This window comes from Staphylococcus sp. HL28 (assembly GCF_021117155.1).
Taxonomy (GTDB): Bacteria; Bacillota; Bacilli; order Staphylococcales; family Staphylococcaceae; genus Staphylococcus; species Staphylococcus warneri.
Genome location: NZ_CP088218.1, coordinates 783,659 through 796,623, shown reverse-complemented (window position 1 = coordinate 796,623; position 12,965 = coordinate 783,659). Strand labels below are relative to the sequence as shown.

The window sequence follows — 12,965 nt, the reverse complement described above, 5'->3', positions numbered from 1 at the left end:
CAATGAGTGAATTATTCAGTAACGAAAATATTTTTATCAATGTATCAGTAGGTAGTCAAAACGAAGCAATCGAAAAAGCAGGACAAGCATTAGTAGATAGTGGTGCTGTTACAGAAAACTACATCCAAGCAATGAAAGATCGTGAAGATGTTGTATCTACATTTATGGGCAATGGTTTAGCTATCCCACACGGTACTGAAGAAGCCAAAAGTAACGTTATCCAATCAGGTTTAAGCTTATTACAAATTCCTGAAGGTGTAGATTGGAACGGCGAGGAAGTTAAAGTCGTTGTTGGTATCGCTGGTAAAGACGGAGAACATTTAGACCTATTATCTAAAATCGCGATTACTTTCAGTGAAGAAGAAAATGTAGAACGTATTATCAATGCTAAATCTGCTGACGAAATTAAACAAGTCTTTGAGGAGGCTGATGCATAATGAAAGCAGTACATTTTGGTGCCGGTAATATCGGTCGTGGATTTATTGGTTATATCTTAGCAGATAATAATATTAAAGTTACATTTGCAGATGTAAATGAAGAAATTATTAATGCTTTACAAAAAGAGCATGAATACGATGTTATTTTAGCAGATGAGTCTAAAACAACGACTCGTGTTAACAACGTTGATGCAATTAACTCAGCTAAACCGTCTGATGAATTAAAACAAGCGATTTTAGAAGCTGATTTAATTACAACTGCTGTTGGTGTTAATATTTTACCAATTATTGCTAAATCATTTGCACCATACTTAAAAGAAAAAGAGAATCATGTTAATATCGTTGCTTGTGAAAATGCAATTATGGCAACAGACACACTTAAAAAAGCTATCTTAGATATAACTGGCCCTCTTGGCGATCATATTCACTTTGCAAACTCTGCAGTTGATAGAATCGTACCATTACAAAAAAATGAAAATATTTTAGATGTTATGGTAGAACCTTTCTTCGAATGGGTAGTAGAAAAAGACGCTTGGTATGGACAGGAATTAGATCATATTAAATACGTTGATGATTTAACACCTTATATTGAAAGAAAATTATTAACAGTAAATACTGGCCATGCATTTTTAGCATATGCTGGTTACAATGATAATAAAGCAACAGTATTAGATGCCGTTCAAGATAGTACGATTGAAGCAGGTTTAAGACGTGTATTAGCTGAAACAAGCGACTATATTACACGCGAATTTGATTTCACTAAAACTGAACAATCACAATACGTAGAAAAAATTATCGAACGTTTCAATAACCCTCATCTTTCTGATGAAGTTACTCGTGTAGGTCGCGGAACACTACGTAAAATTGGACCTAAAGATCGTATTATTAAACCATTAAATTATTTATATGAACATAATTTAGAAAGAGATGGCTTAGTTAAAGCAGCTGCCCTACTTCTAAAATATGATGACAAAGCTGATCAAGAAACAGTAGAGAAAAATAATTATATTCAAGAACATGGTGTTAAAGCCTTCTTACAAACATATGCTAAAGTTGAAGGTCCATTAGCTGAAGAAATTGAAAAAGAATATAATGAACTAGTAGCAAAATAAGGTATTATAAAGAACCAGAAACTAAAGTTTCTGGTTCTTTTGTAATATAAAAGCAAATACCACTTTTACATGTGACATTTGCTTTTATCATTTATTTATCTAAACCCATTTTGTCTTCGACTACATCTGCAATTTGTTGTGCAAATCTTTGTGCATCTTCATCAGTTGATGCTTCTACCATCACACGTACTAATGGTTCTGTACCTGAAGGACGTACTAAAATTCTACCTTCACCATTCATTTCAACTTCAACTTTAGTCATTACTTCTTTAACATCAATATTTTCTTCAACACGATATTTATCAGTTACTCTCACATTGATTAATGATTGAGGATAAGTCTTCATTTGTGAAGCTAATTCACTTAGTGATTTACCTGACATTTTAACGATAGCTGCTAATTGCACACCTGTTAATAATCCATCACCCGTAGTATTATAATCCATTAAAACAATGTGACCTGATTGTTCACCACCAAGATTATAATTACCACGTCTCATTTCTTCAACCACATAACGGTCACCGACTTTTGTTTTATTAGATTGGATGCCCTCATTCTCTAATGCTTTATAAAAACCTAAATTACTCATTACTGTTGAAACAATCATATTATTATTTAACTCTTGGTTTTTATGCATTTCTTGTCCAATGATAAACATAATTTGGTCGCCATCAACAATTTGTCCTTTTTCATCTACTGCAATAATTCTATCGCCGTCACCATCAAATGCTAATCCAAAATCTGCACCAGTTTCAAGCACTTTTTCAGCAAGTGCTTGAGGATGTGTAGAACCACATTTTTCATTGATATTATAGCCATCAGGACTACATCCAACTGTTTCAGTATCCGCTTCTAAATCACCGAATAGGAATGGCGCTAAAGATGATGTAGAACCATTTGCACCATCTAATACTATTTTCATACCTTCTAAATTCACGTCTACTGTTGATTTTAAATAACTTAAATATTTTTGCGCACCTTCAAAATAATCTGAGTAATGAACGATATCAGTACCAACGGGTCTTGGAAGACTTGGATCATCTTGATCTAATAATGCTTCTATTTCTTCTTCTTGATCGTCAGATAGTTTAAATCCATCTGAACCAAAGAATTTAATACCGTTATCAGCAACTGGGTTATGTGATGCTGAAATCATCACACCTAATCCTGCGTCCATTTCTCTAGTTAAGTATGCTACACCTGGAGTAGAAATAATACCTAAGCGCATAACTTCTGCACCAATAGAAATTAACCCTGCAATTAATGCTGATTCTAACATTTCCCCAGAGACTCTCGTATCTCTTCCTACAAGTACTCTAGGATTTTTTTCACCTTTATTATGCGCTAATACGTAACCACCATATCTACCTAATTTAAATGCTAGTTCTGGCGTTAACTCTTCGTTTGCGACACCTCTGACACCGTCTGTACCAAAATATTTTCCCATGCTTTACTCTCCTTTTATTTCTTTCAATTATTTAACCGTAATATAAGCCTTTGTTTCTTCAGGTTTAACCTTACTTACATTTTTAGGCAAATCAAATGTCACTGTCTTTTCAGTTGATTCTGAAATATGATCTAAATCAACTTCAGCTGTAATACTATCTATACCCTGTAAGTCTTCTCTACTACCATAAATCTCTACTTCATCATCATCTAATTTAATATTATCAACTTTTTTATTATCATCTAAATTTCCAGTAGTCTTAGTATTCACTTTTACCTTTTTACTAAAAGGCTTAACAGATACTTTCAAATCGACTTGTCCTGGGTTAATTGATACGTTTAATTTATTTAAATCTTTATCATAAGCATTAACTTCTGCAACATCTTTAGTATCTTTGCTAATCTTACTAGCATTTTTATATGTTGCTTTTAAGTAAGCAATTTGATTCAATTGCTCTTCTCCACCTGTTACTTTAACTGTTTCTGGTGAAATTTGTTGTTTATCTATTTTATATTCATTTGAAATATCGCTTTGACTTACATCCGGTTGTACATGCATCGTCTTTGTAGTTTTCTTTTCTAATGTAATATTAGCTGCTTTAGGTTTTACATTGTAATTAATACCATTACTTATTCCTTTAACTTGGAATTTTTCATGATACTTACCAGCTTTTTCTCCAGACAAATCAACAACTACTTTCAAGTCATCTGGACTTTCAATTTTTAATAATTTAGATTGTGGACCTGAAATGTTTACATCTACAGTATCTGGAACATGTGTTGCGTGTAAATCTTTATGATTATAAACCACTTCCACTGGAACGTCTTGAATTGTCTTTGTTGATTTCTGTGAAATATCATCTGAATTAAATATGTTACCAAAAACATTATTCACAGATAAGAAGAAGAAAATCGCTAAAATTAATGCAACGAATCTTAACCCCCACTTGCTCTCTAACATATTAATTCACACCTTTCTTTTGAAAGTGTGTGCCAAACCAATGCTCAGCTAGTAATTCTTCAAACACTTCATTTGAAATATCTCTTCTTAATTTACCATCAAATGTAACTGAAACATCACCTGTCTCTTCTGAAACAATGACTGTAAAGGCATCTGATACTTCAGAAATACCTACTGCTGCTCTGTGTCTAGTACCTAGACTTTTAGAAATTTTAACACTATCTGATAAAGGTAAATAACTAGCGGCTGCTGCTATCTTAGTCCCTTGAATAATCATAGCTCCATCATGTAAAGGTGTATTAGGTATAAATACATTTGTTAATAGCTCTTGAGAAATTTTAGAATCCATAGGAATACCAGTTTCTATATAATCTTGCAAGCCTGTTTCTTTCTCAAACACTATTAACGCACCTATACGACGTTTAGCCATATACTGAACCGCTTTAGATACAGATTGGATTAACTTCTCTTCATCTTTAGTATAGGCATTTGTATAACGTTTCAAGAAACTTCCTCTACCTAATTGTTCTAACGCTCTTCGAATTTCAGGTTGGAAAATAACTATTAAAGCAAGTACACCCCACTGAATTACGATATCGAACAATTTAGAAGTCGCAGTCAAATTTAGCATTTTACTGATTTGTTGACCGATTACTATAACAACAATACCTTTTAATAATTGTATTGCTTTAGTTCCTTTAAAAACTGTAATAAGTAGGTAAAGGACATACCATACAATCAATAAATCGAGGACACTAGTTATGACTTTCAATGTACTAAAATTTTGAAAAAAATTGGAAAAATCCATAACATCTCCTCCGATAACATTTTCCATATCATTCATTATATCAATCATTAGAACACGTGTCATATGAACGGTAAGAAAAATGAAAAAAACTTGCATGTCAAAACACATGCAAGTTGCAATAATTATTTTATAATAATGTTTCTCCGAAGAACGTTCCAAGTAATGAAACTGCTTGTTCAGCGGTACTATTATGTAAATCAATTAATGGATTTACTTCAACTAAATCCATAGATGTAATCATATTACTTTCATGAAGTAATTCTAAAGCAAAATGGCTTTCCCTATAGCTCAATCCACCTAATACTCTTGTACCTGTTCCCGGTGTTTCAGTTGGATCTAAGGCATCTACATCTAGGGATAAATGTAATCCATCAACATTTCTTGATTTCAAATAACTTAATGAATCATTAATAACTGTTTCAATACCAAGTTTATCTATATCTGCCATTGTATAAGTTTTAATATTTTGTGCTTTGATATACTCACGTTCACCTTTATCTAAATCTCTCATACCTATTAAAACAATATTTTCAGGTTTAAGTTTTGGTTGAATGTCATTTAAATTAACAAGATCACTTGGACCTTCACCTAACAATATTCTTAATGGCATGCCGTGAATATTACCTGAAGGTGACTCTTCTGGTATATTCAAGTCACCATGAGCATCATACCAAATCACACCAAGATTTTCATAGTGTTTACAAATACCAGATATTGACCCCACTGCTATAGAATGATCACCGCCTAAAACCAATGGGAATCTATCATTTATTATCGTCTGATCTACTTTTTGACTTAGCGTCTTTGAGACATTAATAATTTCATCATAATTTCTCAAGCCTTGTTGCTCAGAATTAAACTTTTTCAAATCTATAGCTGGTACGTCTATATTTCCTTTATCTTGAACGTTAATACCTATATTTTCGAGTCTATCTTGTAATCCTGCATATCTTATAGCATCTGGACCTAAATTCACTCCTAATTTTCTTTGTCCAAATGTCGAAGGCACCCCAATAATATCTATATTTTTCATTTATATATCCACCTCTTTTTATCGTGTTATTTATAGAATAATGTATTCGCTTACATAAAACAATACAAAAAAACATCTTCCCGAAGAAAGATGTTAAGAGTGAGCCATAGAGGATTCGAACCTCTGACCCTCTGATTAAAAGTCAGATGCTCTACCAACTGAGCTAATGGCTCTTATGGCTGGGCTAGCTGGATTCGAACCAGCGCGTGACGGAGTCAAAGTCCGTTGCCTTACCGCTTGGCTATAGCCCATTAAGATGGTGGAGGGGGGCAGATTCGAACTGCCGAACCCGAAGGAGCGGATTTACAGTCCGCCGCGTTTAGCCACTTCGCTACCCCTCCAGCATATTAAATTAAAATCAATGGTGGAGAATGACGGGTTCGAACCGCCGACCCTCTGCTTGTAAGGCAGATGCTCTCCCAGCTGAGCTAATTCTCCATTAAATGACTCCTACGGGACTCGAACCCGTGTTACCGCCGTGAAAGGGCGGTGTCTTAACCGCTTGACCAAGGAGCCATGGCTCCACAGGTAGGACTCGAACCTACGACCGATCGGTTAACAGCCGATAGCTCTACCACTGAGCTACTGTGGAATAATTATATATTTGCCTGGCAACGTCCTACTCTAGCGGAACGTTAGTCCGACTACCATCGGCGCTAAGGAGCTTAACTTCTGTGTTCGGCATGGGAACAGGTGTGACCTCCTTGCCATTGTCACCAGACAAATGGAATGTATTATACATTCAAAACTAGATAGTAAGTAAAATGATTTTGCGTCGCAAAACATAAATTTTGATTAAGTCTTCGATCGATTAGTATTCGTCAGCTCCACGTGTCACCACGCTTCCACCTCGAACCTATTAACCTCATCATCTTTGAGGGATCTTATAACCGAAGTTGGGAAATCTCATCTTGAGGGGGGCTTCATGCTTAGATGCTTTCAGCACTTATCCCGTCCATACATAGCTACCCAGCTATGCCGTTGGCACGACAACTGGTACACCAGAGGTATGTCCATCCCGGTCCTCTCGTACTAAGGACAGCTCCTCTCAAATTTCCTACGCCCACGACGGATAGGGACCGAACTGTCTCACGACGTTCTGAACCCAGCTCGCGTACCGCTTTAATGGGCGAACAGCCCAACCCTTGGGACCGACTACAGCCCCAGGATGCGATGAGCCGACATCGAGGTGCCAAACCTCCCCGTCGATGTGAACTCTTGGGGGAGATAAGCCTGTTATCCCCGGGGTAGCTTTTATCCGTTGAGCGATGGCCCTTCCATGCGGAACCACCGGATCACTAAGTCCGTCTTTCGACCCTGCTCGACTTGTAAGTCTCGCAGTCAAGCTCCCTTATGCCTTTACACTCTATGAATGATTTCCAACCATTCTGAGGGAACCTTTGAGCGCCTCCGTTACCTTTTAGGAGGCGACCGCCCCAGTCAAACTGCCCACCTGACACTGTCTCCCACCACGATAAGTGGTGCGGGTTAGAAAGCCAACACAGCTAGGGTAGTATCCCACCAATGCCTCCACGTAAGCTAGCGCTCACGTTTCAAAGGCTCCTACCTATCCTGTACAAGCTGTGCCGAATTTCAATATCAGGCTACAGTAAAGCTCCACGGGGTCTTTCCGTCCTGTCGCGGGTAACCTGCATCTTCACAGGTACTATGATTTCACCGAGTCTCTCGTTGAGACAGTGCCCAAATCGTTACGCCTTTCGTGCGGGTCGGAACTTACCCGACAAGGAATTTCGCTACCTTAGGACCGTTATAGTTACGGCCGCCGTTTACTGGGGCTTCGATTCGTAGCTTCGCAGAAGCTAACTACTCCTCTTAACCTTCCAGCACCGGGCAGGCGTCAGCCCCTATACATCACCTTACGGTTTAGCAGAGACCTGTGTTTTTGATAAACAGTCGCTTGGGCCTATTCACTGCGGCTCTTCTGGGCGTTAACCCTAAAGAGCACCCCTTCTCCCGAAGTTACGGGGTCATTTTGCCGAGTTCCTTAACGAGAGTTCGCTCGCTCACCTTAGAATTCTCATCTTGACTACCTGTGTCGGTTTGCGGTACGGGCACCTGTTATCTATCTAGAGGCTTTTCTTGGCAGTGTGAAATCAACGACTCGAGGAAACAATTTCCTCTCCCCATCACAGCTTGACCTTATGAGTGCCGGATTTGCCTAACACTCAGTCTTACTGCTTGGACGTGCAATCCAATAGCACGCTTCGCCTATCCTACTGCGTCCCCCCATCGATTAAAACGATACTAGGTGGTACAGGAATATCAACCTGTTATCCATCGCCTACGCCTGTCGGCCTCAGCTTAGGACCCGACTAACCCAGAGCGGACGAGCCTTCCTCTGGAAACCTTAGTCAATCGGTGGACGGGATTCTCACCCGTCTTTCGCTACTCACACCGGCATTCTCACTTCTAAGCGCTCCACATGTCCTTGCGATCATGCTTCGACGCCCTTAGAACGCTCTCCTACCATTGTCCTACGGACAATCCACAGCTTCGGTAATATGTTTAGCCCCGGTACATTTTCGGCGCAGTGTCACTCGACTAGTGAGCTATTACGCACTCTTTAAATGATGGCTGCTTCTAAGCCAACATCCTAGTTGTCTGGGCAACGCCACATCCTTTTCCACTTAACATATATTTTGGGACCTTAGCTGGTGGTCTGGGCTGTTTCCCTTTCGAACACGGACCTTATCACCCATGTTCTGACTCCCAAGTTAAATTGATTGGCATTCGGAGTTTGTCTGAATTCGGTAACCCGAGAAGGGCCCCTCGTCCAAACAGTGCTCTACCTCCAATAATCATCACTTGAGGCTAGCCCTAAAGCTATTTCGGAGAGAACCAGCTATCTCCAAGTTCGATTGGAATTTCTCCGCTACCCTCAGTTCATCCGCTCACTTTTCAACGTAAGTCGGTTCGGTCCTCCATTCAGTGTTACCTGAACTTCAACCTGACCAAGGGTAGATCACCTGGTTTCGGGTCTACGACCAAATACTAAACGCCCTATTCAGACTCGCTTTCGCTACGGCTCCACATTAGCTGCTTAACCTTGCATCAAATCGTAACTCGCCGGTTCATTCTACAAAAGGCACGCCATCACCCATTAACGGGCTCTGACTACTTGTAAGCACACGGTTTCAAGTTCTCTTTCACTCCCCTTCCGGGGTACTTTTCACCTTTCCCTCACGGTACTGGTTCACTATCGGTCACTAGAGAGTATTTAGCCTTAGGAGATGGTCCTCCCAGATTCCGACGGAATTTCACGTGCTCCGTCGTACTCAGGATCCACTCAAGAGAGTATATATTTTCGACTACAGGATTATTACCTTCTTTGATTCAACTTTCCAGATGATTCGTCTAATATATACTTTTGTAACTCCGTATAGAGTGTCCTACAACCCCAACAAGCAAGCTTGTTGGTTTGGGCTCTTCCCGTTTCGCTCGCCGCTACTCAGGGAATCGATTTTTCTTTCTCTTCCTCCGGGTACTAAGATGTTTCAGTTCTCCGGGTCTGCCTTCTGATATGCTATGTATTCACATATCGATAACATGACATAACTCATGCTGGGTTTCCCCATTCGGAAATCTCTGGATCAACGCTTACTTACAGCTCCCCAAAGCATATCGTCGTTAGTAACGTCCTTCATCGGCTTCTAGTGCCAAGGCATCCACCGTGCGCCCTTAATAACTTAATCTATGTTTCCATCCTACAGGAAACGCGTTATTAATCTTGTGAGTGTTCTTTCGAACACTAGCGATTATTTCTTATGAATTCAAGCTTTAAAACTCTAATTCACTCGGTTTTGCTTGGTAAAATCTATTTTACTTACTTATCTAGTTTTCAATGTACAAGTTCTATTTCCAGTCAAGCGTTTGCATACTGCTTTGTTATCATTACTTTAAATACTCATTTACTCTAGTAAACTCCGCTTTAAAGTAACTCAACGCATTGTCTGCGAATCGCTTTCTTTGAAAAAGAAGATATGTTGAATGTTATATAAACATTCAAAACTGAATACAATATGTCAATGTTATTCCTTCATCTTCTACGAAGATGTTCCGAATATATCCTTAGAAAGGAGGTGATCCAGCCGCACCTTCCGATACGGCTACCTTGTTACGACTTCACCCCAATCATTTGTCCCACCTTCGACGGCTAGCTCCATAAATGGTTACTCCACCGGCTTCGGGTGTTACAAACTCTCGTGGTGTGACGGGCGGTGTGTACAAGACCCGGGAACGTATTCACCGTAGCATGCTGATCTACGATTACTAGCGATTCCAGCTTCATGTAGTCGAGTTGCAGACTACAATCCGAACTGAGAACAACTTTATGGGATTTGCTTGACCTCGCGGTTTAGCTGCCCTTTGTATTGTCCATTGTAGCACGTGTGTAGCCCAAATCATAAGGGGCATGATGATTTGACGTCATCCCCACCTTCCTCCGGTTTGTCACCGGCAGTCAACTTAGAGTGCCCAACTTAATGATGGCAACTAAGCTTAAGGGTTGCGCTCGTTGCGGGACTTAACCCAACATCTCACGACACGAGCTGACGACAACCATGCACCACCTGTCACTTTGTCCCCCGAAGGGGAAGACTCTATCTCTAGAGCGGTCAAAGGATGTCAAGATTTGGTAAGGTTCTTCGCGTTGCTTCGAATTAAACCACATGCTCCACCGCTTGTGCGGGTCCCCGTCAATTCCTTTGAGTTTCAACCTTGCGGTCGTACTCCCCAGGCGGAGTGCTTAATGCGTTAGCTGCAGCACTAAGGGGCGGAAACCCCCTAACACTTAGCACTCATCGTTTACGGCGTGGACTACCAGGGTATCTAATCCTGTTTGATCCCCACGCTTTCGCACATCAGCGTCAGTTACAGACCAGAAAGTCGCCTTCGCCACTGGTGTTCCTCCATATCTCTGCGCATTTCACCGCTACACATGGAATTCCACTTTCCTCTTCTGCACTCAAGTTTTCCAGTTTCCAATGACCCTCCACGGTTGAGCCGTGGGCTTTCACATCAGACTTAAAAAACCGCCTACGCGCGCTTTACGCCCAATAATTCCGGATAACGCTTGCCACCTACGTATTACCGCGGCTGCTGGCACGTAGTTAGCCGTGGCTTTCTGATCAGGTACCGTCAAGATGTGCACAGTTACTTACACATTTGTTCTTCCCTGATAACAGAGTTTTACGATCCGAAGACCTTCATCACTCACGCGGCGTTGCTCCGTCAGGCTTTCGCCCATTGCGGAAGATTCCCTACTGCTGCCTCCCGTAGGAGTCTGGACCGTGTCTCAGTTCCAGTGTGGCCGATCACCCTCTCAGGTCGGCTACGTATCGTTGCCTTGGTAAGCCGTTACCTTACCAACTAGCTAATACGGCGCGGATCCATCTATAAGTGACAGCAAAGCCGCCTTTCACTATTGAACCATGCGGTTCAATATGTTATCCGGTATTAGCTCCGGTTTCCCGAAGTTATCCCAGTCTTATAGGTAGGTTATCCACGTGTTACTCACCCGTCCGCCGCTAACGTCAAAGGAGCAAGCTCCTTATCTGTTCGCTCGACTTGCATGTATTAGGCACGCCGCCAGCGTTCATCCTGAGCCAGGATCAAACTCTCCATAAAAAATTATGATGTTTGATTAGCTCATAAAACTAAATTAATTGTTGTAACTTTCGTTACATTATTGGAATTAACGTTGACATATTGTCATTCAGTTTTCAATGTTCATTTGATACAATCTTCATCATTATATAACTTCTTTAACTCGAAGTCAATATTTAATTAAGATTACTTTGATAATTTTAATAGATTTATTTCCTCTTTGCAATAGTAAGTTTTACACTTTCTTAACAAAGAATTATTAAACTTAACGTGTCGTTTTTGATGACTTTTATATAATATCAATTTTATCTTTTGAAGTCAATAATGAAATTAAACTTTTTTAAATTGATATTTTCGAGTTGAATAACTCACAAGAAATTATTCTAACAGGATTTTTCTAAAATGCAATAGAAAAAGCGTATAAAATTAAAGTTAATTTTATACGCCAAATAACTTTTTGTTACTTTTGTGTAGTTGCGATTACTTTTTGAGCAATTGTCTGATAGATTTTACCTAATCTATCTTCAAGTTGATAGATGGACGGAGAAAAGTCTGTAGGGTTCCATGTTGGTTGTTCTAATGGCAATTCGCCGAATAATTGAGTTTCTAACTCATCTGCTAATTTTGTTCCGCCACCTTTACCAAACACATACTCCTTATTACCTGTCTCTTTACTTTCGAAATAACTCATGTTTTCAATTACACCTAAAATTGAGTGATCTGTATGTTTAGCCATAGCACCTGCTCTCGCAGCGACAAATGCTGCAGTTGGATGAGGTGTAGTGACAATAATTTCTTTACTAGAAGGAAGCATTGAATGCACATCTAGTGCAACATCACCTGTACCTGGAGGTAAATCTAATAATAAGTAATCTAAATCCCCCCATTTTACTTCAGTAAAAAAGTTAGTGAGCATTTTACCTAACATTGGTCCTCTCCAAATGACTGGTGCATTTTCTTCAACAAAGAATGCCATAGAAATCACTTTAACACCATATCTTTCAACTGGAATAACTTCTTTTCCTTCTATGCCAGGTTTTTCATCTATACCCATCATATCGGGTACACTAAATCCGTAAATGTCAGCATCTACTAGTCCTACTTTTTTCCCTTCTCTAGCTAAAGCAACTGCTAGATTAACTGCAACAGTTGATTTACCAACGCCACCTTTACCTGATGCAATTGCAATAAATTCAACAGGATTATTTTTTGATAATAATCCCTCTATTGTTTTAGGCTTTTCAGTGCCTTTACCTCTATATTGTTCAACTGTACCTTCAGGTAATTCTTCAAATCTGATGCCTACTGTTTTTGCACCATTTTCTTTAAGCGTTTTAACTACAGTCATTTGTAAGTCTAGTTGAGGTTGCCCACCTAATTGTGCCATAGCAATTTTAACGCTTACATGTTCAATTTCTTCTTTAATAGAAACATCAACTATTCCATCAGTTTCTTTTAAAGGAACATCAATAATTGGATCTTTTATTTCTCCAACTAATTCTTTGACTTGATTTACCGTTAACAAAGTAAATCCCCCTTATTT

At 39.4% G+C, this 12,965-nt stretch carries 7 protein-coding genes, 6 tRNA genes and 3 rRNA genes; 2 read left to right on the top strand and 14 right to left on the bottom strand.

Annotation, left to right across the window (positions count from 1 at the left end; all coding sequences use genetic code 11):
• The first annotated feature begins 2 nt into the window (after positions 1–2).
• The gene (locus LPC11_RS03800) at positions 3–437 is read left to right on the top strand and encodes a PTS mannitol transporter subunit IIA (protein WP_231307356.1); all 435 of its coding nucleotides are present in this window, start codon (positions 3–5) and stop codon (positions 435–437) included.
• A complete protein-coding gene (locus LPC11_RS03795; protein WP_023373404.1) occupies positions 437–1,549 on the top strand; it encodes a mannitol-1-phosphate 5-dehydrogenase in 1,113 nt (370 codons plus the stop codon). Before LPC11_RS03800 ends, LPC11_RS03795 begins: the two co-directional genes overlap by 1 nt.
• Before the next feature lie 91 nt (positions 1,550–1,640).
• Here LPC11_RS03795 and glmM read toward each other — a convergent pair whose 3' ends face one another.
• The 14 genes from glmM to LPC11_RS03725 all read right to left on the bottom strand — a co-directional run bounded on the left by glmM (position 1,641) and on the right by LPC11_RS03725 (position 12,947).
• Entirely contained in the window at positions 1,641–2,996 is a 1,356-nt protein-coding gene (glmM, locus tag LPC11_RS03790) for a phosphoglucosamine mutase (RefSeq protein WP_023373406.1), read from the bottom strand.
• A gap of 27 nt (positions 2,997–3,023) precedes the next feature.
• Entirely contained in the window at positions 3,024–3,956 is a 933-nt protein-coding gene (locus tag LPC11_RS03785; RefSeq protein WP_023373408.1) for a CdaR family protein, read from the bottom strand.
• A 1-nt stretch (position 3,957) separates the two neighbouring features.
• On the bottom strand, positions 3,958–4,764 hold the full coding sequence (gene cdaA / locus LPC11_RS03780; protein WP_002451707.1) for a diadenylate cyclase CdaA: 807 nt from the start codon (positions 4,762–4,764) through the stop codon (positions 3,958–3,960).
• A 127-nt stretch (positions 4,765–4,891) separates the two neighbouring features.
• Entirely contained in the window at positions 4,892–5,797 is a 906-nt protein-coding gene (rocF, locus tag LPC11_RS03775) for an arginase (RefSeq protein ID WP_023373410.1), read from the bottom strand.
• Between the two features lie 100 nt (positions 5,798–5,897).
• Positions 5,898–5,970: transfer RNA gene (locus LPC11_RS03770), tRNA-Lys, on the bottom strand.
• Between the two features lie 3 nt (positions 5,971–5,973).
• Positions 5,974–6,048: transfer RNA gene (locus LPC11_RS03765), tRNA-Gln, on the bottom strand.
• A 6-nt stretch (positions 6,049–6,054) separates the two neighbouring features.
• Positions 6,055–6,138: transfer RNA gene (locus tag LPC11_RS03760), tRNA-Tyr, on the bottom strand.
• A gap of 21 nt (positions 6,139–6,159) precedes the next feature.
• Positions 6,160–6,235, bottom strand: a tRNA-Val gene (locus LPC11_RS03755).
• Positions 6,236–6,241: 6 nt separating this feature from the next.
• Positions 6,242–6,313: transfer RNA gene (locus LPC11_RS03750), tRNA-Glu, on the bottom strand.
• Between the two features lies 1 nt (position 6,314).
• Positions 6,315–6,389 (bottom strand) — tRNA-Asn (locus tag LPC11_RS03745).
• A 14-nt stretch (positions 6,390–6,403) separates the two neighbouring features.
• Positions 6,404–6,518, bottom strand: a 5S ribosomal RNA gene (rrf, locus tag LPC11_RS03740).
• Positions 6,519–6,588: 70 nt separating this feature from the next.
• Positions 6,589–9,510: ribosomal RNA gene (locus LPC11_RS03735) — 23S ribosomal RNA — on the bottom strand.
• A 380-nt stretch (positions 9,511–9,890) separates the two neighbouring features.
• Positions 9,891–11,443, bottom strand: a 16S ribosomal RNA gene (locus tag LPC11_RS03730).
• The 16S, 23S and 5S rRNA genes sit together here with 6 tRNA genes alongside, the layout of an rRNA operon.
• Positions 11,444–11,882: 439 nt before the next feature.
• Positions 11,883–12,947: an Mrp/NBP35 family ATP-binding protein gene (locus LPC11_RS03725; RefSeq protein WP_023373412.1), complete on the bottom strand. Its 1,065-nt coding sequence runs from the start codon at positions 12,945–12,947 to the stop codon at positions 11,883–11,885.
• Positions 12,948–12,965: the final 18 nt, after the last annotated feature.

Coding starts and splice junctions, on each gene's coding strand:
- glmM (WP_023373406.1), bottom strand. CDS start 2,996: ATGGGAAAATATTTTGGTACAGACGGTGTCAGAGGTGTCGCAAACGAA.
- rocF (WP_023373410.1), bottom strand. CDS start 5,797: ATGAAAAATATAGATATTATTGGGGTGCCTTCGACATTTGGACAAAGA.
- LPC11_RS03795 (WP_023373404.1), top strand. CDS start 437: ATGAAAGCAGTACATTTTGGTGCCGGTAATATCGGTCGTGGATTTATT.
- LPC11_RS03785 (WP_023373408.1), bottom strand. CDS start 3,956: ATGTTAGAGAGCAAGTGGGGGTTAAGATTCGTTGCATTAATTTTAGCG.
- cdaA (WP_002451707.1), bottom strand. CDS start 4,764: ATGGATTTTTCCAATTTTTTTCAAAATTTTAGTACATTGAAAGTCATA.
- LPC11_RS03800 (WP_231307356.1), top strand. CDS start 3: ATGAGTGAATTATTCAGTAACGAAAATATTTTTATCAATGTATCAGTA.